Here is a 21,245-nt window from a genome sequence, read left to right as displayed (position 1 = left end):
TACGACCTGGCGTGTCGGAAGGGGTTACTGGGGGCGGGTGGACGCCGCGCTCCCGGCCCGGGCAGCATGCGCGCCTCCGAAGGGGTGCGGAATCCCGGGCGTCCTGGGAATTCCCCGTCGCTTCCGGAGTTACCTTCCTTCGTCCCACCCGACACAGCACAGCGAGAGCGCATGAACAGCATGAAGTTCCTCCGTCATTCCTGGGCTAGCGGCACGCTCGGCGCCTGCCTCCTCCTGGGGTGCACGGCCACGACTCGCAGCACCCCGCAGGATGCGACCCTGCAGCAGTCCACGCCCGCCCAGACCGCGAAGCCCCGGGCGCTCGGTGTCGAGACGAAGTACTTCGACACCAGCGTGCGCCCGCAGGACGACTTCTTCCGCTACGTCAACGGCACGTGGCTGAAGACGGCGCAGATTCCCGCGGACAAGGGCCGCTATGGTTCCTTCATCGAGCTGCGCGACAAGAGCGAGGCCGCCCTTCGCGCCCTCATCGAGGAGGCCGCCGCCGCCCAGGACAAGAAGGCCGGCTCCGACCTGCAGAAGGTCGGCGACCTGTACCAGAGCTTCATGGACACGGCGCGCATCCAGTCGCTCGGCATCGAGCCGGTGCGTCCGGACCTCGCCCGTGTCGCCGCGCTCGAGGACAAGAAGGAACTGCCGGAGCTGTTCGGCACGCTGGCGCGTCTGGGTGTCCAGACGCCGTTCTCCACCTACGTGGGCCAGGACGCGAAGCAGGCGGACCGCTACATCGTCTACGCCAACCAGAGCGGCTTGGGCCTGCCGGATCGCGACTACTACTTCAAGCAGGAGCCGCGCTTCGTCGAGACGCGCTCCGCGTACCTCGCCTATATCGAGACGCTGCTGCGCCTGGCGGGTGAGAAGGATCCCTCGGGTGGGGCCAAGGCCATCCTGGCCCTGGAGACCTCGCTGGCGGAGAAGCACTGGGATCGCGTGCGCAACCGTGACCGCGAGGCCACCTACAACCTCAAGAGCGTCGCCGAGCTGGACAAGCTCACGCCGGGCTTCTCGTGGTCGCGCTTCCTCCAGGCCGCGGGCGAGGACAAGACGCCGGGCGTCATCATCCGCCAGCCGGACTACTTCCAGGCCCTGGCCTCGACGCTGGCCAGCACGCCGCTGCCCACGCTCAAGACGTACCTCTCCTTCAAGGTGCTCGACAGGTACGCGCCGCTGCTGAGCAGCCCCTTCGAGGAGGCCCACTTCGTCTTCTACGGCAAGACGCTCCAGGGCCTGCAGGAGAACCGCCCCCGGTGGAAGCGCGGCGTGGAGACGGTGGACGGCGCGCTGGGCGAGGTGCTCGGCAAGCTCTACGTGGAGCGCCACTTCAGCCCCGAGAGCAAGGTCCGCATGCAGGAGCTGGTGAAGAACCTGCGCGTGGCCTTCCAGAAGGGGATTGATCAGCTCGAGTGGATGAGCCCCGCCACCAAGGCGCAGGCCCAGGCCAAGCTGGCGAAGTTCAACGTGAAGATCGGCTACCCGGAGAAGTGGAAGGACTACTCCGCGCTCACCATCGACAAGGGCGACCTCGTCGGCAACGTGAGGCGCTCCAGCGAGGTCGAGTTCCGCCGCAACGTGGACAAGCTCGGCAAGCCCATCGACCGGCTCGAGTGGGGCATGACGCCGCAGACGGTGAATGCCTACTACAGCTCGACGATGAACGAGATCGTCTTCCCGGCCGCCATCCTCCAGCCGCCGTTCTTCAACCCCGAGGCGGATGACGCCACCAACTACGGCGCCATCGGCGGCGTCATCGGGCATGAGTTCAGCCACGGCTTCGACGACCAGGGCAGCCGCTCCGATGGTGACGGCAACCTGCGCGACTGGTGGACCGCGGAGGACAAGGCCGCCTTCCAGCAGCGCACCACCATGCTCGCCGACCAGTACAGCGCCTTCAGCCCGCTGCAGGGCCTGAACGTCAACGGCAAGCTGACGCTGGGCGAGAACATCGGCGACCTGAGCGGCCTGACCGTGGCCTACAAGGCCTACAAGCTGTCCCTGGGCGACCAGGGCGCTCCGGTCATCGAGGGCTTCACCGGGGATCAGCGCTTCTTCCTCGGCTGGGCCCAGGTGTGGCGCACGCTCAACCGCGACGATGCGCTCCGGCAGCAGCTGCTCACGGATCCGCACTCCCCGGGCGAGTACCGGGTGAACGGCGTGGTGCGCAACATGCCCGAGTTCTACTCGGCCTTCGGCGTGAAGGAAGGCGATGGCGCGTACCTGCCGCCCGACAAGCGCGTGAAGGTGTGGTGAGCGACACCTGAGGGCGCGCTCCCGGGGACGGCTCCGACGCGGCGAGTCATGGCCCGTCTCGGAAATACGTCCCCGGGCTGGTAGGTTCGCGCGCACCATGAAAATCCGCGCCTTCTCCGCCGTTGCGTGCGCTCTCTGGCTCACGCACTGCAGCCATGCCCCGACGCAGCTGGAGGCCCAGGCCCCCAGCGCGTCCCAGGGCACCGAATCCGGAGCCACCCCGTCCGCCACCGTCCAGGCGCCCGTGCGCCTGCGCTATCCGGCCGCGCGCAAGGACTCCGTGGTCGACAACTACCACGGGACCGAAGTGGCCGATCCGTACCGCTGGCTGGAGAACCCGGACTCCCCCGAGTCCCGCCAGTGGATCGAAGCCGAGAACCAGCTCACCTTCGGCTATCTGGAGAAGATCCCCGTCCGCGCCCGCCTCAAGCAGCGGATGACCGAGCTGTGGGACTACGAGAAATATAGCGTGCCCTGGCGTGAGGGCTCCCGCTACTTCTTCCACCGCAACAACGGCCTGCAGAACCAGTCCGTGCTCTACACGGCCGACTCGCTCGAGGCCGAGCCCCGGGTGTTGCTCGATCCGAACACGCTGTCCGCGGATGGCACCGTGGCCCTGGCCGGCCTGGACATCACCCAGGATGGCAACCTGATGGCGTACGGCGTGGCCTCCGCCGGCAGTGACTGGAAGGAGATCCGCGTGCGCGACGTGCGCACGGGCAAGGATCTGCCGGACGTCGTCAAGTGGGTGAAGTTCTCGAACCCCTCGTGGACGAAGGACGGCAAGGGCTTCTTCTACAGCCGCTATGACGAGCCCAAGGCCGGCGAGGCGCTCAGCGGGACCAACTACTACCAGAAGCTCTACTTCCACAAGCTGGGCACGGCGCAGAGCGAGGACACCCTCGTCTACGAGCGCAAGGACCAGAAGGAGTGGGGCATCGGCGGCTTCGTCACCGACGACGGGCGCTACCTCGTCATCGACATCACGCGCGGCACCGAGCGCAAGAACCTCGTCTTCTACAAGGACCTGAAGGATCCCAAGGCCAAGGTCGTCGAGTTCCTGCGCGATTGGGAGGCGGAGTACGAGTACATCGACAACGATGGCTCACTCTTCTGGTTCAAGACCGACCTGGATGCGCCGCGTGGCCGCGTCGTCGCCATCGACCTGCGCAAGCCGGAGCGCAAGAGCTGGAAGGAGGTCATCCCCCAGGGCACGGAGACGCTCTCCTCGGTGAACCTCATCAACGGCCAGTTCATCGTCGGCGTGATGAAGGATGCGCACTCGCAGGTGCGCCTGTACTCGCGTGACGGCAAGCTCGCGGGCGAGCTGCCGCTGCCGGGCCTGGGCACCGTCTACGGCCTCGGCGGCAAGCGCGAGGACACGGAGACCTTCTACGCCTACTCCAGCTACACCACGCCGACCACCATCTACCGCTATGACCTGAAGAAGGGCCAGAGCGAGGTGTTCAAGGCGCCGACGGTGAAGTTCGACCCGTCGCAATTCGAGACGACGCAGGTCTTCTACACGAGCAAGGATGGCACCCGCGTCCCCATGTTCCTCAGCCACAAGAAGGGGCTGAAGCTGGATGGGACGAACCCCACGCTGCTCTACGGCTACGGCGGCTTCAACGCGCCAATGACGCCGGGCTTCAACGTGGCCAACCTGGTGTGGATGGAGCAGGGCGGCGTCTACGCCGTGGCGAACCTGCGCGGCGGCGGTGAGTACGGCCGCGAGTGGCACGAGGCCGGCATGAAGCTCAAGAAGCAGAACGTCTTCGACGACTTCATCGCCGCGGCCGAGTGGCTCATCTCCCACAAGTACACCACCCCCCAGCGCCTGGCCATCAACGGCCGGTCCAACGGCGGCCTGCTGGTGGGCGCGGCGGTGACGCAGCGTCCGGACCTGTTCGGCGTGGCCCTGCCGGGCGTGGGCGTGATGGACATGCTGCGCTTCCACAAGTTCACCATCGGCTGGGCATGGACGAGCGACTACGGCTCCGCGGAGAACCCGGAGGAGTTCAAGGCGCTCCATGCGTACTCGCCGCTGCACAACCTGAAGCCGGCGCGCTACCCCGCCATGCTCGTCCACACCGCGGACCACGATGACCGCGTGGTGCCGGGCCACAGCTTCAAGTTCACGGCGGCCGCCCAGGCGGCGCAGACCGGCGAGGCCCCGGTGCTCATCCGCATCGAGACCAAGGCCGGCCATGGCGCGGGCAAGCCCACGAGCAAGATCATCGAGGAGTACACCGACCTGTGGGCCTTCTCGCTGGCGCAGATGGGTCTGGGCGGTGAGCAGCCCGTCGCGGGTGATCAGACCCGCTAGAGGCCGGTAGGGGCGAGCGGGCATCCGGGCCCTGCCTGGAACGCCCGCTCGTCGCCTTGCCTCCGACTGGAGGGCATCCACCTTGTTCGGGGACGACTCGGACAAGGAGATGCAACGTGAAGAAGCTTTCCATCCTGGCTGCCACCGCCGTGCTCGGCCTCTGGGGCTGTGCCAACACCTCGAAGGCGCGGGAAGCCGATGCGCCCACCATGGAGGAGATCATCAGCGAGGAGCAGGCGCGCGAGTCCCGCGAGGACGCGCCCACCGTCTATGACACCACGGTCTCCGGCGACAGTGGCACCCACAGCACGGTGACGACCCCCGACGGGCAGACGTGGGATGTCCAGGAGGAGCCCGGCGGCGACGAGCCGAGGACGCCGGCTGATGAGGCCACCGGTGGCTCCGGCGAGGTGGAGGCTGACTCCGAGGTCATCGACGAGGGGCCGACGGACGATGCGAAGCGCCAGACGGACGAGGCTCCGCGGCGGTAGGAAGCACCTGCTTCCAGGAGCCCGGGCCGGACTCGGCTCCTGGAGTGCGCGGGGTGTCCGGGCTCAGCTCTCCAGCGAGGCGCGCAGGAACCAGGCGTGCTTCTCGAACTCGGTGATGATGCCCGTGAGCAGGTCCACCGTGTCCGTGTCCTGGTGCTGCTCGGCCACCTTGCGGCTCTCACGTACGCCACTCAGGTACGCCTCGATGCGCTCGGCCAACAGCCGCACGTGCTCGAGGTCCTTCGTCGTGTCCTGCGGGTAGTCCGGGATGCGGCTCGTCTTCGCCACGTGCCGGGTGGTGCCATACGCCTTGCCTCCCAGCGTTACCGCGCGCTCGGCCACCGAGTCGTTGTGGGTCGCCAGGCTGACGGCGAAGGTCTCGAAGAGCGGATGGAGCGCCGCGAACTGCGGGCCCTTGATGTTCCAGTGGGCGACCTTGATCTGACTGTGCAGATCCAGACCATCGGCGAGTCGCTCGTTGAGGGTGGCGGAGACGGCGGAGCGGGTCTGCTCGGGAAGGGGGCTCGGGCTGCGGTACATGCGTTCGTTCCTTTCGTGTTCGTTTGCTTCTTTGGATGCGTGGACTCCAAAAGCGACGCGCCCCCCGGTGTTTCCACCGGAGGGCGCGTCTGATGTCAGCATGAAGCGGAACGCCTACTACGACTCGAGACCCACCGCCGCCGCGTGGATGACCGCGGCGATGCGGACGGCGTCGTGCACCTGGTCCTCGGAGAGACCGCCCTCGATGACGACCTTCTCGTGGGCCTGGATGCACGTCTCACAGCCGTTGATGGCGCTCACCGCCAGGCAGACGAGCTCGAAGTCCACCTTGTTGGTGAGCACCTGCACCAGCCGATTCATCCGCAGACCGGCCCGCTTGGTGGAGTAGGACTCCTTCCCCACCATGTGGCGGAACCGGTAGTAGATGTTGTTCATCCCCATCAGCGAGGCCGCGGCGCGCGCGTCCTCGATGACGTTCTCGGCCTTCTCGCCCAGCGCCTGACGGGCCTCGTTGAGCAGGGCCTTCTTGATCAGCTCGTTACGAGCCGCGTAGGCACTGCCCACCGCCACCCCCCAGCGCTGCTCGGGGGTGAGGCTGTTGTTCTCCAGCACCGACTGGAGGTTCAGCCGGGTGTCCCTGTGGGCATCCGCCAACTCACCACGAACGACTTCGAGCGACGCCATGGCGTATTACCCCGCCTTCGCCAGCTTCTTGGTGAGCGTCTCCTCGCCCTTCTGCCAGTTGCAGGGGCAGAGCTCGTCCGTCTGGAACGCGTCCAGCGTGCGGAGCACCTCGCTCACGTTGCGGCCCACCGACAGGTCGTTCACCGACACGTGCCGGATGATGCCCTGCGGGTCCACGATGAAGGTCGCGCGCAGCGCCACGCCCGCGTCCTTGTGCAGGATGCCCAGGGCCGCGCTCAGCTCACGCTTGATGTCCGCGAGCATCGGGAAGGGCAGGTTCTTCAGGTCCGGGTGGTGCGTGCGCCACGCGTGGTGCACGTACTCGCTGTCGGTGCTCAGGCCGAGCACCTGCGCGTTGCGGTCCTGGAAGTCCTTGTCGCGCTTACCGAACTCGGCGATCTCGGTCGGGCAGATGAAGGTGAAGTCCTTGGGCCAGGCGAAGAGGACCAGCCACTTCCCCTTGTAGGAGTCCTGGTTGATCTCCTTGAACTCCTTGCCCTTCTCCAGGCTCACGGTGGCAGTGAGGTTGAACGCGGGAAGCTTGTCGCCAACGGTCAGCATTTGGTTCGACTCCTTCGGGGTTGAGGCCCGCCTGCTGGCGGGCCGGACAGGTTCGTTTCGCGTACTACTTGGAGCAGCGTTCGTGCCAGGGAAACTCCACCAATGATTCCAAAGGGTTGACTCCTTCCCACTTCACGAACGGTGCCGCCGGTTCGGTACATACCGAAATATCGGTGTCAGACGCCACTGACATTTCGGTGTCGCCCCGGTTATTTAAGCTGACGCATGGCGGATGACATCGTTGCGCTGACACGGGCCGAACTTCGCAGGGAAGCCCGGGACCTGATCGAGCTGGCGACCTCGGAAGAGACGGTGGCGGAGCTGCTGCGCCGGGGCCTGGACTGGCTCACACGTGTGGTTCGCTTCGACCTGGCGACCCTCTTCTTGTTGCGAGAAGGAAAGCTGGTGGCGGTGGCGGCACGGGGGCCGTTGGCCTCGGAGCAGGTGCGGCGCCACGAGCTGAAGCTGACGGACTTCCCCACGCTGCGCCAGGCCCTGGAGACGCGCCGGGCCCGGGCCTTCACCCATGAGGACCACGCGCACGGGGACGGAGACCCCTTCGATGGGGTGTTGGATCTGCCGCCGGGGCACTCGTGCATGGTGGTGCCGTTGTGCGCGGGGGAGCGCTGCTACGGGCTGCTGACGTTGGACCGGACGGAGTGCGAGACGTACCCGCAGGCGGTGGTGGACCTGGTGGAGGTGTACGGACAGATGCTGGCCACGTCACTGCAGGAGACGGAGCAGAAGAGCACCTTCGAGCGGCTGCACCGGAGGGAGCACGAGCACGCGCGGCTGCTGGAGGCGCAGCTGGGTGGGGACGAGGTGGGGGTGCTGGAGACGTCGCGCAGCGCGGCGGTGCGCGAGCTGGCGCGGCGGGGGCGGCAGGTGGCGGAGACGGAGACGCCGGTGCTGGTGCTGGGCGAGACGGGCACGGGCAAGGAGCGGCTGGCGCGAGCGGTGCACCGCTGGAGCCCCCGGGCGGAGGGGCCCTTCGTGACGCTCAACTGCGCGGCCATCCCCGCGGGGCTGTTGGAAAGTGAGCTGTTCGGCCACGTGAAGGGGGCCTTCACGGGCGCCACGCGGGACAGGGCTGGCCGCTTCCAGATGGCACATGGGGGCACGCTCTTCCTGGACGAGGTGGGTGAGCTGCCGGTGGAGCTGCAGGCCAAGCTGCTGCGAGCCCTGCAGGAGAAGACCTTCGAGCCGGTGGGCAGCGACCGCACGGTGCGCGCGGACGTGCGGATCCTCGCGGCCACGCACGTGGACCTGCAGAAGGCCATCGCCGAGCGGCGCTTCCGGGAGGACCTGTACTACCGGCTGAGCGTCTTCCCGCTGCGGCTGCCTCCCTTGCGCGAGCGGCTCGAGGATCTGCCGCAGCTGTGCGCGTTCCTCCTGGAGGAGCAGGCCCGGCGCACCGGGCGGCGGGGGGTGAGGGTGACGCCGGAGGGGATCGCCCGCCTCGCGGCGTACGACTGGCCGGGCAACATCCGCGAGCTGGCCAACGCGCTGGAGCGCGCCACCATCCTGTCGCGCAAGCCGGAGCTGGGCGCCGAGGCGTTCGACCTGCCGCTGCGCGTGCCGGAGACGGTGGACGGCACGGTGGAGGCTCCGCCGCTGCAAGCAGGCGCGGTGCCCACACTGGAGGAGGTGCAGCGGCAGCACATCCTGCGTGTGCTGACGCTGACGCAGGGCCGCATCTACGGCCCGGGAGGCGCCGCGGCGTTGTTGGGTCTCAAACCCTCCACGCTGCAGAGTCGCATGAAGAAGCTGGGAATCGCCCGGTTGGAGCAATACGTGGCGAAATAGACACCCTTCCTGGAGGAATCATGAGCGATCCGCAGCCGCAGCAGCCTCGAGACGGCGCACCGAAGCCCGCTTCGTCGCGCACGCCCGTGTTCATCGCCCTCGGAGTCGTCGTGGTGGCCCTCCTGGGCATCGGTGGGTACCTGCTGTGGCGTGAGAAGGAAGTGCCGGCCGCCATCCCGCCTCCCGCGCAGCCCGTGGCCGAGGCCCCGTCCACTCCCGATGCCGGGTCCGATGCCGCGCCCGCCCAGCGCATGCCGCCCCTGGGGCAGAGCGATGTCCGCGTGCGCGAGCTCGTGGCGCTGCTGTCCCCCGAGCCCCTGTTGCAGAAGTGGCTCGCCTCCACCGAGGATCTGATCCGGCGCTTCACCTCGTCCGTCAGCAACATCGCCGAGGGCGAGAGTCCGCGCGCCGCCCTCTCGTTCATGGCGCCTCCGGGGGCCTTCCAGGTCATCGAGCGCGACGGCCGCACCGTCATCGCCCCCGAGAGCTTCGCCCGCTATGATCCCGTGGTGCGCGTCATCACCTCGCTCGACACGCAGATGAGCGCGCACACGTACAAGGCGCTCAAGCCGCTCATCGACGAGGCCTACGGGGAGATCAGCCGCCCCGGCCAGCGCTTCGACCAGACGCTCTCCCAGGCCATCCAGCGGATGCTCGACACGCCGGTGCCCGAGGGGGACCTGGAGGTGGTGGACACGCCGGGCGTGAACTTCACCTACGCGGCGCCGGAGCTGGAGCAGCTCAGCGCCGCCCAGAAGCACCTGCTGCGCATGGGGCCGGCCAACGCCCGGGCCCTCCAGGCGAAGCTGCGCGAGCTGCAGGGGGCGCTCGCGCTGCCCTCCGCCAGCCGCTGAGCCGGCTCACCCGCGCTGTGGGGGCTCCGCCATGTAGAAGTGGAAGCGCGTGACGGCCCGGTACCCCATGCGGCGGTACACGGGCAGTCCCGCCGGGGTGGCGTGCAGCACCGTGCGCTCGATTCCCCACGCCTGCTTCGCCTCGGCGAGCGCGTGGCGCATGACGGTCTCGGCGCAGCCGAGCTGCCGGTGCGAGGGCAGGGTGGCCACCATCGCGATGTAGGCCACGTCCCGCACCCGGATGACGGCGGCGCTGGTGGCGGCCTCTCCGTGGCGGTATCCGACGAAGCCCTTGCTGTCGCCCGAGAAGAGTCCCGGCACGTCGAAGGCCTCGCGTCCTACCGGGAGCGGCACGTCGTAGCAGAGGGAGTTGACGTCGGAGAGGTCGCTCCGCCCCCGCGAGTCCTCCGCCTGGCGCACCTCCATCACCGGCAGGGGCCGCATGGGCGGTGCGAGGCGCTCGGCCACCATGCCGGTGGCCACCAGGGACGGCTTCAATCCGTGTGGGGCGAAGAGCTGCCCGGCCCGCTCGCGCAGCCGGGGCGGCACCCAGTCCTCGCACAGGGCCAGCATCCACCCCCGCCCCTTGGGGAGGAAGAAGCTCGCGGCGGCGGCCGCGGCCCGCTCCAGCGCCTCCTCCGTCTCCACCGGGGCCGGAAGGAAGGCCGCGTTCATCATCGACCAGGAGACGTTGCTCGACGCGATGCACACCTCGGGCAGGTCGAGCACTTCTCCGGCGACGCTGTTCCTGGCGAAGAAGCGCCAGGACTCATGGAACTGGGTATTGGATTCGTGGATCTCGTCGATGGACATGCGGGGGCTCAGCGCGAGCCCGCATTATTGGAGCCTCGCTCCCCGAAGGCCAGCGTGGTGAAGGAGGAGGCGTAGAGCAGTTGGTAGGCGGCTGCGCTGCCGAGCACCCGCTTGACGTAGAGGCGCGTCTCCTCCACCGGAATCCGCTCCACCCACTCGTCCAGCTCGGAGTCGGGGAAGCGCGACAGCCAGCGGTCCACCGCACCAGGGCCCGCGTTGTAGCTGGCCACCGCGTAGGCCGGGTTGCCCGCGAAGCGTCGTTGCAGGCTGCCCAGGTACGCCGAGCCGAGGCGGATGTTCTCCCGGGGCTCGAGCAGCGCCGCGGGGGTGGCCAGTGGCACGTTGAGCTGGCGAGCCACCGCGAAGGCCGTGGCCGGCATGAGCTGGGACAGCCCCAGCGCTCCCGTGGGCGAGCGCGCCCTGGGGTTGAAGGCGCTCTCCTCGCGGATGAGGGCCTGCATGATGTCCGGGTGCACGCGCGCCGACCGGCTGTGCTGCACCACCAGGTTGCGGAAGGCGTGCGGGTAGGCCGCGGCGTAGATGAGGCGCGTCTCGGCCTCGGTGGGCGCGGCCAGCCCCTCGCGCCGCAGGGCCCACGCGATGCTGCGCGCGTACCGCTCGTAGCCGGACGAGTGGAGGATGTGGAAGAGCAGCCGGATGGACTCCTCGCCGCGGCCCTTGCGGTCCACGGCCAGCAGCTCCGCGGGCGCCTCGCGGTGCTCCAGCTTCAGCAGTTCGATGCCGGTGACGAAGTGCGGATCCTGCGCGAGGTTGCCCGCGTCCAGCGGCCAGACGTCCGCGTTGGCCAGGGGGCTGCGCAGCCGATCCAGGACGGCGCGGGCCCGCTCCGGCGCCTCGTGCGTCAGACGCGAGCGCGCCAGCAGCCCGTACCACGTGGCCGCGCCCTCGGCGGCCACCCGCTCCATCAGCGCGTGCGCCTCCACGGGACGGTTCAGCGACAGCAGCACGCGCGATCGCCAGTAGCGGGCCCGCTGCACCGACTCGTGCGTGGAGCCCTTGCCCTTGAGCTCCTCGATGCGCGAGAGCGCCTCGAGCGCCGCTTCGTTCTGTCCCTCTGCACGGTGCACCATGAAGCGCTGGAAGAGCGCCTCGGACGCGAAGTTGCCGTCCGGATGGTGGGCGATGAGCTGATCCAGGTAGCCCATGGCCGCCACCTTGTTGCCCAGCTCCAGCGACTTGTGCGCCGCGTAGAAGAGCGCGTCATCCGCGTACGGGTGCTGGGGATAGTCCTGCGCCAGCTTCAGGTAGGTGGGGATGGAGCTCTCCGGCTCCACCACCGACTCCGAGTAGCCCAGCACGTACAGAGCGCGCGGGCGGAGGTTCTCGTCCTGGCACTGCTCGACGACGGGCCGCAGCGCGCGGATGGCCAGCGAGTGCTTGCGCTCCTTGCGCAGGGCCGTGCCGTAGGCGAACTGTGCGCGGCAGGCGAGCGGATCCGGCAGCTCCATCTTCGGAAGCAGCCGCTCCAGGATGTCCATCGCCTCGTGGTTGTGGTGCAGGGAGAGCAGCGTCTCGGCGCGCGCCACCTTCCATTTGGGCACGTAGGGCAGGTCGCGCAGCCCCTTCACGGCCGCGGAGGCCTCCCTGGAGAAGGGATGGAGCGCCCACACCGCGAGGTGCGCCCGGTGCTCGCCGTTGTAGTCGGCCTGGTAGCGCGCCAGCCGGGCGATGGTCAGCCACGCCCTGGCCTGCGCGGGGTTGTTGGGCTTGGGCGAGTCCGTCTGGACGATGGGGGTGAGCGCCGCCACGGCCCCGGCGTAGTCCCGCTTCTTCTTCTCGAGGATGGACGCCATGCCGAAGCGGGCGTCCTCGTAGCGCCGCGCGCCCGGGGACACGGCTCCGTAGTGCTGGATGGCCTCGGTCCACTTGCGCATCCGCTCATGGGCGCGCGCCGCCTCGAAGTGGCAGTAGTCGCGCAGGGGCGGATGGGCCTCCGCCAGCGACGCGAACTCCTCGGCCGCCGTGGCCCACTGCCTCATGCGCAGCGCGCTCATCGCCCGGAGGTAGCGCACCGGCGGCGTGGCCTCCTGGGTCTCCAGCAACTGGCGCGCGGTGCGGTAGCGGCCCCGGTCATACGCGGCCTTCGCCTTCGCGAGCTCTCCCTCCGCGAAGTAGGACTTGATGTCCGAGCGCTCGAACTTGCGCACCCACTGGCGCTCACCGGGAGCCACCGGCTCCGCGGGCCCGATGGTGAACTCGGGTGGGGCCTCCTCACTTTCGCTGTCCAGCGAGGAGTCCAGCTGGGGCCGGGAGGAAGCGCTCTCGGCGAGATTGGAGATGTCTCCGTCCTTCTGCTGGACCGTGTTCTGCGGGCCAGGCGCCGGCTGCTCGGCTCGAGCGGGCGCCACCCAGAGGGCGGCGACGAGTGGCCAGCTCATCAGCGGGCTCGTGTGCCGCAGGATGCCTCGGAGCGTTGCGTGTTCCAGTCCCACGACCATTCCCCTTGTTCGAGGCACGCATATCGCGTGAGGGCCTAGAACTAGGGATGGCCCGCAGGCACCGGGAGTGTGGGAGGTTGGCGCTATGCGCGCGTGCGTTGTCTCGTGCACGGCTCACATCCCCACGGGAGGGCAGGCGAGCAGGCTGCACGACAGTGTCTCCGCGGGGCTCGTTCCCTCTCGAAATCTGGGAACGCGAGCGCTCAGGAGCCGTGGGTTTTCACGGGTGAAGCAGTGTCATCTCGTTGGCGTTGGCGCTGTGCGGCGAACGTCAATCGAGGAAGCGGCGCTCTCACCGCTTCATGTCCTCTTTGTTATCTCTCGGCCAGGGGCCCATGAGCCGGGTGGGCATCCCTCGACTTCCTCCTGGTGCGGTGCACTTCGACTGTAGTGGATTCCGGTGGGGTGGCTCGCGGCGTAAGGTGCGGTGCCATGGCCATCACCCAACTCGAGGTCGCCGGGTACCGCTCGGTGCGCGGTCTCGTGCTGCCCGTGGGTCCCCTCACCGTCATCGTGGGGCCCAATGGCAGTGGCAAGACGAACCTCTATCGCTCGCTCTTCCTCCTGTCCGCGGCGGCCGATGGCCGGTTGGCTCAGGTGCTCGCCGAAGAGGGCGGCGTGCCCAGCGTGCTGTGGGCGGGCTCGCGCGAGAAGAAGCCCGTGCGCATGACCGTTGGCGTCACCCTGGATGACCTGGCCTACGAGCTGAGCATCGGTCCCGTACCTCCCGCGGGTGGGAGGGACAAATACTCCCCCAGCCTCTTCAACCTCGATCCGGAGGTGAAGGAGGAGCACCTGTGGTCACTCGATGGCGGGCGGCGCGCGGTGCTCATGGAGCGCAAGAACCGCACGGCCTTCCTCCGGGACTCGGAGGGCAACCGGACCTCCTTCCCCGTGCAGCTCTGGGAGGGCGAGTCGGTGATGTCCCAGCTCGCCGAGCCGCACCGCTTCCCTCGCCTGTCCGAGTTGCAGCGCACGCTTCGGATGTGGCGCTTCTACCACCACTTCCGCACGGATCCGGAGGCGCCCCAGCGCTCGCCACAGGTGGGCGTGCGCACGCCCGTGCTGGCTCATGATGGGCGTGATCTGGCCGCCGCCCTCCAGACCATCATCGAGATCGGAGATGAGAAGGGGCTCGAGCGCGCTGTCTCGGATGCGTTCCCGGGCTCGCGGGTGGAGGTGCAGGCGCCGCAGGGGCGCTTCAGCCTGTTCCTCCACCAGCCGGGGCTGCTGCGTCCTCTCGCCGCGCGCGAGCTGTCGGACGGGACGCTGCGCTACCTCTGCCTCCTGGCGGCGCTGCTGAGTCCGCGACCTCCCGCGTTCCTCGCGCTCAACGAGCCGGAGACGAGCCTCCACCCGGAACTCCTGGCGCCGCTGGGGCGGCTCATCGTGGACGCCTCGCTTCACGGTCAAATCTGGGTCACGACCCATGCGGAGCCGCTGGCCCGGGCCATCGCGGAGCGCTCGGGGGTGGAGCCGGTGCGGCTGACAAAAGAACTCGGGGCAACAGTGCTGGAGGGAAATGAGGCGCCGGAGGAATAATCCCACTGTCCGGCCTCTCGCCTTGTGGCACTACTGCGCCGTGGTCATTTTCGCGACAACGATTGCCACCCCCATGAGGCTGTCATGAACGAATTGGCGACCAAGCTCGCATTGGTGCGAGAGAACATGAACGAGCACGGTCTGGGCGCAGTCCGCCTTCGCGGCGTGGACTGGTTCGCGTGGATGACGTGTGGTGGCTCCAACGTGGTGATCCTCTCGACGGAGGCGGGCGTCGCGGAGGTGCTCGTCACCGCGGACGGTGCCTGGGTGCTCACGGACAACATCGAGGCGGCTCGTCTGGAGCAGGAGGAGCTGCCTCCTGGGCTGCAGGTGTGGTCGCATCCGTGGCAGGACAGCGCTCAGCGCGAGGCCTTCGTGGCCGAGCGTCGCGGGTCTGGCTCCATCGCCTCGGATCGTCCCTCGGCGGGCGAGGTGCCGCTGCCCGAGCGCCTGACGCGTGCCCGCTGGTCGCTCCTTCCCGAGGAGCTCGATCGCTACCGCGCGCTCGGACGGGATGCGGCCGAGGCGATGACCGAGGTGCTGCTCGCCGCGAAGCCGGAATGGACGGGCTTCGAGCTGGCCGGCGCCGGGGCCGAGGCGCTCTGGGCGCGCGGCATCCATCCCACCCTGACCCTCGTCGGGGACGAGCGCCGCCTTCCCGTGCACCGGCATGCCACGGCCTCGAAGGATCGGCTCGGGGGCCGGGCGATGCTCGTCTTCTGTGGTCGCAGGCACGGCCTCTTCGCCAACCTCACCCGCTTCGTCTATTTCCGGCAGCCCTCGGCCGAGGAGCGCCGGCTCGCGAACGACGTGGCTCAGGTGGAGGCCGCCGCGTTGGAGGTGTGCCGCCCGGGCACCACGCTCGGCCAGGTCTACTCCGCGCTCGTCCAGGCCTACGCCGCGGCGGGGCATCCGGGAGGCGAGGCGTTCCACCACCAGGGAGGCTCCTGCGGCTACCTCTCCCGGGACGTGGTGGCGCGCCCTGGCTCGACGGTGGCGCTCGAGCTCTACAACGCGATGGCGTGGAACCCCTCCCTGCCCGGCGCGAAGATCGAGGACACGGTCGTGGTGTCCCCGGATGGCCTGGAGATCCTCACCGTGGACTCGCGCTGGCCCACGGTGCAGGTGGCGGGGCGCGCTCGGCCGGATCTCCTCGTGCGCTGAGCCCCTTCAGGTAGGTCCACGAAGGAGTGCCACTGGGAACAGGAGCTGACAACCGCAGCCAATTTCCCCTCTCCCAGAGGGAGAGGGGACACACTCCGTTAGCGCTGGCGCTGCATCCAGCGCCAGGCGGACTCCACGATGGCGTCGAGCTTCTGCTGCGTGGGCCGCCAGCCGAGCTCGCGCACGATGCGCGCGGAGCTGGCGATGAGCACCGCTGGATCTCCGGCCCGCCGCGGTCCCTTGCTCACGGGAATCTCCCGTCCCGTGACGCGGCGGGCACAGTCGATGACCTGCTTCACGCTATAGCCCTCACCGCCGCAGCCCAGGTTGTAGATGGAGCTCGGGTGCCCCTTGGCCAGTGCGTGCAGGGCGAGGATGTGCGCCTGCGCCAGGTCCACCACGTGGATGTAGTCACGCACGCAGGTGCCATCCGGGGTGGGGTAGTCGTCGCCGAAGACGGTGACCTCGGGCCGCTGGCCGGCCGCCGCCTGGAGGATGATCGGGATGAGGTGCGTCTCGGGATCATGGCGCTCGCCGCTGCGCTCGGTGGCACCCGCGGCGTTGAAGTAGCGCAGGCTCACGAAGCGCAGCCCGTGGGCCTCGTCGTACCAGCGCAGGGCCCGCTCGAAGGCGAGCTTCGTCTCGCCATACGGGTTGGTCGGCTGGGTGGGATCCGTCTCCTCGATGGGTTGCTTGGCTGGCTCGCCGTAGACGGCGGCGGTGGAGGAGAAGACGAGGTACTTCACCTCCGCCCCGAGCATGGCATCCAGCAGGCTGAGCCCCCCGAGGACGTTGTTGCGGTAGTACTTCGCCGGCACCTTCACCGACTCGCCCACCAGCGAGTCGGCTGCCATGTGCACCACCGCCTCGACCTTGTGGTGGGCGAGCGTCTCGCGCAGCAGCGCGGTGTCGAGCAGATCGCCCTTCACGAAGGTGGCGCCCTCCACCACCGCCTCCCGGTGACCCTTGTAGAGGCTGTCGTAGACGACGACTTCGTCACCCCCCCGCAGCAACTCCTCCGTCACCACGCTCCCGATGTAGCCCGCACCGCCCGTCACCATGACCTTCATCGACAGTCCCTCCACACTCCGCGCAGACCGCCCGGCCACCGCCGGCTGCCCGTTGCGCGGGCTTGTTTTCATTTTCCTCGAGGTAACGCTCGAGGGCCTTGGTGAGCGGGGGCATGAGTTGGGCGCGCTCGCTCGACAGGGCACTATAACGAGGCCTCGGTGCCGACCACCCGAATGATTCGAGGGGACGGCCCTCCACCCGCCGCGGGTTGAGTCCCATCAGGGAGGCGGCCTGGCGCGCGAGCTCCGCCCACGTCACCTCGCCCTCGTTGGTGAGGTGCCAGACGCCGCTCGCCTCGTCGAGGAGCAGATCCAGGCAGGTGTGCACCAGGTCTGGCACGTACGTGGGGGAGACGACCACGTCGTCCGCCGCCGCGAACCGATCCCCCTTCGCGAGCGTCCCGAGCGCGAGGGTGACGAAGTTGTGGCGATCCCACGGGCCGAAGAAGGCCCCCGTGCGCACCACCAACGCCTCGGGCATCCGCTCCAGCACCCTGCGTTCGGCCTCCACCTTGCTGCGGCCGTACTGGTTGAGCGGCTGTACCGGGCAGCTCTCCAGGTAGGCCGAGTTGCGTTCTCCTCCGAAGACGAGGTCCGAGGAGAACGTCACCAGCCGCACGCCCCGCGCACCGCAGGCGGTGGCGAGCACCTCTGGACCGAGGGCGTTCTCCCGGAAGCATCTCGCGGCGTCCAGCTCGGCATCGTCCACGCGCACGTAGCCCGCGGCGTTGATGAGGGCCCAGGGTTGGAAACGCTCGATCGCGCGCTCCACCGACTCCAGCGAGGCGATGTCCATGTCCTGACGCGAGAGAAGCTGGAAGGCGATTCCCCGATTCTTGCACAGCCGGGCGAAGGCCCGTCCCAGCGTTCCCGTCGCACCCGAGATGAGGACGGGCCGGGGGGCCTTGGACCTCGCGCGCCGAGCGGGCACATACGTCACGTAGGGCACCGGGCTGTCGCCATGGAGGCTGGCGGCGAAATTGACTTCCGGCCGCTCCTTCCTCCGCCACCAGCCCGGCGAGGCGAGGACCGGGTGCTCGAAGTCCCCGCGGGTGGCCAGCGCGTGCGTCATCCGGGCCAGCGCGGTGGGGCGTGGGCGCGGCGCGCGCATGTCGAAGACGCCGGGCTCGTAGAAGCCGCGGTCGGCCGTCACCAGCGTGTTCCAGTCGTAGGCCCCCAGCAGGCTCCACACCGTGAGGGCGCGCACGTCCACGCCCTCCGCGCGTAGCGAGCAGGCCGCCTCCCACGCCTCCGCCAGCCAGCGCAGCTGGTCCTCCCGCGTGCAGCCCAGGTGCACCTCGGTGAGGGCCACGGGCAGCCGGTAGCGCTCCCACGCCCAGGCGAGCACGTCCCGGTGGCCGGTGATGGCGTTCTTCCACACTCCGGCCACATGCACGTCCGCGTAGGCGTCCCGATGGTTTCCGCCGTGGGACCAGGCCGGGTAGTGCTCCATCCGCTCGTCGAGCAGCCGGTCACTGGTGATGTAGTAGTTGAGCCCCACCACGTCCGGGGGCATCGGGTTGTCGAGGAACCACCCGAGCTCCTTCTCGGAGACGCCCCATTGCAGCAGGTGGGGCCACAGCGGGTGGTAACGATCGATGCGCCCGCAGAGCAGATCCAGGCTCAGCCAACGCCGGTGGTTCTCGAACTCCGCCTGGTAGGCCAGATGCGGAGTGCTGTACGTGCGCCCCATGTCCTCCGTCTGGATGAGGCGGGCTCCGGGATTCACCTCGCGGATGGCGCGCATGGCCTCCACGATCGCGCGGCACTGCACCATCATCGTGCGCGCGAAGGTGGGGTAGTCCTTGCCGTGCGGATACCAGTGACCGTACAGCCCGCTGAAGCGCCCGGTGGTCAGCGGCTCGTTCACCGGGGTGTAGTCATCCACCCACGGGTAACGCTCGGCCACGGCCCGCGCGTACCGTGCGAGCTCGAAGGGGAAGGCCGGGTCCACCAGGCTGGTGTGCCGCGGTCCGCTGCCGTGGTGGACGAGCCCGACGATGGGCCTCACCCCCAACTTCCGCAGGCGTGCCAGTCGCGCGTCCGGCCAGGTCCAGTCCGCCCGCTCGGGACCGAGCGGGGCGAGCTGCTCCCACAGCACCGGGTAGCGCAGGGCCTTGATGCCGAGTGCCGCGATGAGGTCCAGATCCTCGATGCGCTCCCAGTGGCCGCTGCGCCGCATCTGGTCGAAGTACCGGTCACCCACCCGGTTGACCGTGCCCTCGACGCCTCCCCATATCTCGGGGAGGCCATTGGAGCTTCCGGAGGTCGCGCTCACGCGTGCCCCTCCACCTGCATGTCGAGCAGCTCCCGGCGGCGCATGCCGATGATCTTCGTGCACAAGGTGAGCGCCTGCGCCACCACCTGGTCCATGTTGTAGTACTTGTACGTGGCCAGCCGGCCCACGAAGTGCACACCCGGCGTGTCCTTCGCGAGCTGCTCGTACTTGCGGTACAGCTCGGCGTTCTCCGGGCGGGGCACCGGGTAGTACGGGTCACCCTCGGCGGTGGGGTACTCGTAGACGACGCTCGTCTTCGGGTGCTCCTGGCCGGTGAGGTACTTGAACTCGGTGCAGCGGGTGTACGGGTACTCGTTGGGAAAGTTCACCACCGGCGCCGCCTGGAAGCGCTCCGTGCTGTGCGTCTCGTGGCGGAACTTCAGCGAGCGGTAGGGCAGCTTGCCGTAGCAATAGTCGAAGTACTCGTCGACCGGGCCCGTGAAGATCATCTCCCGGTAGGGGATGATGTTCTTCACCTCGTGGTAGTCCGTGTTCAGCAGCACCTTGATGTTGGGATGATCGAGCATCCGCTCGAACATCCGGGTGTACCCGTGCAGCGGCATCACCTGGTACTTGTCGCTGAAGTAGCGGTCATCGCGGTTGGAGCGCACCGGGATGCGGGCGATGACGGTGGAGTCCAGCTCGCTCGGATCCAGGCCCCACTGCTTGCGCGTGTAGTTGCGGAAGAACTTCTCGTACAGCTCCTTGCCCACCTTGGTGATGATGACGTCCTCGGAGGTGCGGATCTTGTCGCGCTTCTCCGCGAGCTTCTGCAGGAACTCCTCCACCTGGAAGGCGGTGAGGTTGAGGCCGAAGTACTGGTTGATGGTGGTGAGGTTGATGGGGATGGGCATGAGCTGCCCGTCCACGCTCGCCAACACCCGGTGCTGATAGGGGCGCCACTCCGTGAAGCGGCTGAGATAGTCGAAGACGTCTTGCGAGTTGGTGTGGAAGATGTGCGGGCCGTACTTGTGCACGAGCAGCCCGTCATCGTTGTAGTGGTCGTAGGCGTTGCCGCCGATGTGCGGCCGCTTCTCCACGATGATGACCCGTTTGCCGTACACAGTTGCGAGCCGCTCGGCCATCACACTACCGGCGAAGCCCGCACCCACGATCATGTAGTCGAACATTTCGTCTTCCTCGCTCGGGGCGCCCGTCAGCGCCGGTTGTCTCAAACGGTGGCCATCTCCTCGGATGCCGCCGCGACCTCGGGTGTCACACCCACCTCGCGCCGCGCCGAGGCCGCGTCGAGCAGGGCCTTCATCCCGGACCAGGTGTTGTCCCAGGACATCTCCGCCAGGTACTCGTCCACACGGGGCAGCCACGCGGCGCGGTCCTCGGCCAGGGCCGCCTCGCAGGCGCGCACGAAGTCCTCCGGCGTGTCCGCGATGCGCACCAGGCCCAGCTCGCCGTAGGGACGCACCACGTCACGGATGGACGTGGACACCACGGGCTTTCCGGCCGCGAGGTACTCGGGCGTCTTGGTGGGCGAGATGAAGCGCGTGGACTCGTTGCGCGCGAACGGCAGCAGCGCCACGTCCCAGCCCGCGAGGTATGACGGCAGCTCGGTGTAGAGCTTGCCACCCAGGAAGTGGAGGTTGGGCCGGCGTGGCAGGGTCGCCGGGTCGATCTTCACCACCGGACCGATGATGACGAGCTGCCAGTCGGGGCGGGCGTCGGCCACCGCCTCGAGCAGCGCGAGGTCCATCCGCTCGTCCACCACGCCGAAGAAGCCGAGCCGGGGATGGGGAATGGATGCCTGGTCCGCGGGCTCTCGGAGCTCGCCGCGCGCGGTGGCGAAGTGCGCCACGTCCACGCTGCTGGGGAAGGCGTGCACGCTGTGGTGCCGGTCCCGCTTGGCCTCATAGAGGCTCTGGCCGCCGGTGAAGACCACGTGCGCGCGCTGGAGCAGCTCGAGCTCGTAGCGCAGCAGCGCGGGCGGCGCGCCCCGGAAGGCCGACAGCTCATCCATGCAGTCGTAGGCCACGGCCCGTGGCTGGAGGTGGCGCGTGAAGGGCAGCGCCATCGGGGTGTAGTACCAGCTCACGTAGTGGCGCACGGCGTGCTCGAGCAGGAGCTCGTCGAGCATCTCCTGTTGCAGGGCCACCACCCGCTCCGGGTCGAGACCCTCCGGCAGGTGGGGCACCGCCACCCAGACGCCCTCGGGAGAGCGGGTGACGTGCAGCCGCGGCCGGCCCTGCCCGAAGATGGGCTCCTCGTAGAAGAACACCCGGCGCTCACGCGCGAAGCGGCTGAGCAGGTGCTGGGGACGTTGGAAGACGAAGTTCCAGCGCAGATGCGAGAGGCAAACAAGATCCGGCAACTGCTGAGTTCCCACCACGGTGTTGCTCGACTGTGTCGTCATCCGCCCTCCTCCGTATCCGTACACGCCCTGGGGTACGGACAGAGGGTGGGCACCTCTCTCAGT

Annotated in this window: 16 protein-coding genes; 7 read left to right on the top strand and 9 right to left on the bottom strand. The window is 68.6% G+C overall.

The annotated features are described in order from the left end of the window. Positions 1–171 precede the first annotated feature (171 nt). The 3 genes from JQX13_RS00635 to JQX13_RS00625 all read left to right on the top strand — a co-directional run bounded on the left by JQX13_RS00635 (position 172) and on the right by JQX13_RS00625 (position 5,085). Positions 172–2,268, top strand: coding sequence for a M13 family metallopeptidase (locus JQX13_RS00635; RefSeq protein WP_203407143.1), 2,097 nt, complete (start codon positions 172–174; stop codon positions 2,266–2,268). A 97-nt stretch (positions 2,269–2,365) separates the two neighbouring features. Then, positions 2,366–4,594 carry a prolyl oligopeptidase family serine peptidase gene (locus JQX13_RS00630; protein WP_203407142.1) on the top strand — a complete coding sequence of 743 codons (2,229 nt, stop codon included), beginning with the start codon at positions 2,366–2,368 and terminating at the stop codon, positions 4,592–4,594. Positions 4,595–4,710: 116 nt separating this feature from the next. Further along, on the top strand, positions 4,711–5,085 hold the full coding sequence (locus JQX13_RS00625; RefSeq protein WP_203407141.1) for a hypothetical protein: 375 nt from the start codon (positions 4,711–4,713) through the stop codon (positions 5,083–5,085). Between the two features lie 63 nt (positions 5,086–5,148). Here JQX13_RS00625 and dps read toward each other — a convergent pair whose 3' ends face one another. The 3 genes from dps to JQX13_RS00610 form a co-directional block, all read right to left on the bottom strand. Further along, positions 5,149–5,625 (bottom strand): DNA starvation/stationary phase protection protein Dps, encoded by a 477-nt coding sequence (dps, locus tag JQX13_RS00620; protein WP_203407140.1) that lies wholly within the window; start codon positions 5,623–5,625, stop codon positions 5,149–5,151. Positions 5,626–5,742: 117 nt separating this feature from the next. After that, positions 5,743–6,270 (bottom strand): carboxymuconolactone decarboxylase family protein, encoded by a 528-nt coding sequence (locus JQX13_RS00615; protein WP_203407139.1) that lies wholly within the window; start codon positions 6,268–6,270, stop codon positions 5,743–5,745. A gap of 6 nt (positions 6,271–6,276) precedes the next feature. Beyond that, complete coding sequence (locus tag JQX13_RS00610) at positions 6,277–6,831, bottom strand: peroxiredoxin (RefSeq protein ID WP_203407138.1); 555 nt, start codon at positions 6,829–6,831, stop codon at positions 6,277–6,279. A 225-nt stretch (positions 6,832–7,056) separates the two neighbouring features. Here JQX13_RS00610 and JQX13_RS00605 point away from each other — a divergent pair, with 225 nt between their 5' ends. Next, positions 7,057–8,637, top strand: coding sequence for a sigma 54-interacting transcriptional regulator (locus JQX13_RS00605; protein WP_203407137.1), 1,581 nt, complete (start codon positions 7,057–7,059; stop codon positions 8,635–8,637). A 20-nt stretch (positions 8,638–8,657) separates the two neighbouring features. Beyond that, positions 8,658–9,491, top strand: coding sequence for a DUF3014 domain-containing protein (locus JQX13_RS00600; protein WP_203407136.1), 834 nt, complete (start codon positions 8,658–8,660; stop codon positions 9,489–9,491). Between the two features lie 6 nt (positions 9,492–9,497). Here the strand turns inward: JQX13_RS00600 and JQX13_RS00595 are convergent, their stop codons facing one another. Together JQX13_RS00595 and JQX13_RS00590 are read right to left on the bottom strand one after the other, a co-directional pair. Beyond that, positions 9,498–10,304, bottom strand: a complete 807-nt coding sequence (locus tag JQX13_RS00595; RefSeq protein ID WP_203407135.1) for a GNAT family N-acetyltransferase — start codon at positions 10,302–10,304, stop codon at positions 9,498–9,500. 8 nt (positions 10,305–10,312) lie between these two features. Beyond that, positions 10,313–12,703, bottom strand: coding sequence for a transglycosylase SLT domain-containing protein (locus JQX13_RS00590; protein ID WP_203407134.1), 2,391 nt, complete (start codon positions 12,701–12,703; stop codon positions 10,313–10,315). A gap of 492 nt (positions 12,704–13,195) precedes the next feature. Between JQX13_RS00590 and JQX13_RS00585 the strand changes: the two genes are divergently transcribed. Together JQX13_RS00585 and JQX13_RS00580 are read left to right on the top strand one after the other, a co-directional pair. Beyond that, positions 13,196–14,305 carry an AAA family ATPase gene (locus JQX13_RS00585; protein ID WP_203407133.1) on the top strand — a complete coding sequence of 370 codons (1,110 nt, stop codon included), beginning with the start codon at positions 13,196–13,198 and terminating at the stop codon, positions 14,303–14,305. A gap of 84 nt (positions 14,306–14,389) precedes the next feature. After that, entirely contained in the window at positions 14,390–15,469 is a 1,080-nt protein-coding gene (locus tag JQX13_RS00580; RefSeq protein WP_203407132.1) for a M24 family metallopeptidase, read from the top strand. A gap of 98 nt (positions 15,470–15,567) precedes the next feature. On the opposite strand, the gene galE is transcribed toward JQX13_RS00580, so the two are convergent. The 4 genes from galE to JQX13_RS00560 are packed head-to-tail and all read right to left on the bottom strand — an operon-like array spanning position 15,568 to position 21,182. Continuing rightward, positions 15,568–16,539 carry a UDP-glucose 4-epimerase GalE gene (gene galE, locus JQX13_RS00575; RefSeq protein ID WP_203407131.1) on the bottom strand — a complete coding sequence of 324 codons (972 nt, stop codon included), beginning with the start codon at positions 16,537–16,539 and terminating at the stop codon, positions 15,568–15,570. Continuing rightward, positions 16,466–18,817, bottom strand: coding sequence for a family 1 glycosylhydrolase (locus tag JQX13_RS00570; RefSeq protein WP_203407130.1), 2,352 nt, complete (start codon positions 18,815–18,817; stop codon positions 16,466–16,468). The genes galE and JQX13_RS00570 overlap by 74 nt, the downstream gene beginning before the upstream one ends. Further along, complete coding sequence (glf, locus tag JQX13_RS00565) at positions 18,814–19,947, bottom strand: UDP-galactopyranose mutase (protein ID WP_203407129.1); 1,134 nt, start codon at positions 19,945–19,947, stop codon at positions 18,814–18,816. Before glf ends, JQX13_RS00570 begins: the two co-directional genes overlap by 4 nt. Before the next feature lie 41 nt (positions 19,948–19,988). After that, the gene (locus JQX13_RS00560) at positions 19,989–21,182 is read right to left on the bottom strand and encodes a glycosyltransferase family 1 protein (protein WP_203407128.1); all 1,194 of its coding nucleotides are present in this window, start codon (positions 21,180–21,182) and stop codon (positions 19,989–19,991) included. Between the last annotated feature and the right edge of the window lie 63 nt (positions 21,183–21,245).

Origin of the sequence: Archangium violaceum, from assembly GCF_016859125.1 — a bacterium.
Classification (GTDB): domain Bacteria; phylum Myxococcota; class Myxococcia; order Myxococcales; family Myxococcaceae; genus Archangium; species Archangium violaceum_A.
This window is presented reverse-complemented; position numbering and strand designations above follow the sequence as displayed.

Excerpts from the sequence above, each read along its gene's own strand:
- JQX13_RS00635 (WP_203407143.1), top strand. The coding sequence starts at position 172 with ATGAACAGCATGAAGTTCCTCCGTCATTCCTGGGCTAGCGGCACGCTC.
- JQX13_RS00630 (WP_203407142.1), top strand. The coding sequence starts at position 2,366 with ATGAAAATCCGCGCCTTCTCCGCCGTTGCGTGCGCTCTCTGGCTCACG.
- dps (WP_203407140.1), bottom strand. The coding sequence starts at position 5,625 with ATGTACCGCAGCCCGAGCCCCCTTCCCGAGCAGACCCGCTCCGCCGTC.
- JQX13_RS00615 (WP_203407139.1), bottom strand. The coding sequence starts at position 6,270 with ATGGCGTCGCTCGAAGTCGTTCGTGGTGAGTTGGCGGATGCCCACAGG.
- JQX13_RS00610 (WP_203407138.1), bottom strand. The coding sequence starts at position 6,831 with ATGCTGACCGTTGGCGACAAGCTTCCCGCGTTCAACCTCACTGCCACC.
- JQX13_RS00605 (WP_203407137.1), top strand. The coding sequence starts at position 7,057 with ATGGCGGATGACATCGTTGCGCTGACACGGGCCGAACTTCGCAGGGAA.
- JQX13_RS00600 (WP_203407136.1), top strand. The coding sequence starts at position 8,658 with ATGAGCGATCCGCAGCCGCAGCAGCCTCGAGACGGCGCACCGAAGCCC.
- JQX13_RS00595 (WP_203407135.1), bottom strand. The coding sequence starts at position 10,304 with ATGTCCATCGACGAGATCCACGAATCCAATACCCAGTTCCATGAGTCC.
- JQX13_RS00590 (WP_203407134.1), bottom strand. The coding sequence starts at position 12,703 with ATGAGCTGGCCACTCGTCGCCGCCCTCTGGGTGGCGCCCGCTCGAGCC.
- JQX13_RS00585 (WP_203407133.1), top strand. The coding sequence starts at position 13,196 with ATGGCCATCACCCAACTCGAGGTCGCCGGGTACCGCTCGGTGCGCGGT.
- JQX13_RS00580 (WP_203407132.1), top strand. The coding sequence starts at position 14,390 with ATGAACGAATTGGCGACCAAGCTCGCATTGGTGCGAGAGAACATGAAC.
- galE (WP_203407131.1), bottom strand. The coding sequence starts at position 16,539 with ATGAAGGTCATGGTGACGGGCGGTGCGGGCTACATCGGGAGCGTGGTG.
- glf (WP_203407129.1), bottom strand. The coding sequence starts at position 19,947 with ATGTTCGACTACATGATCGTGGGTGCGGGCTTCGCCGGTAGTGTGATG.
- JQX13_RS00560 (WP_203407128.1), bottom strand. The coding sequence starts at position 21,182 with ATGACGACACAGTCGAGCAACACCGTGGTGGGAACTCAGCAGTTGCCG.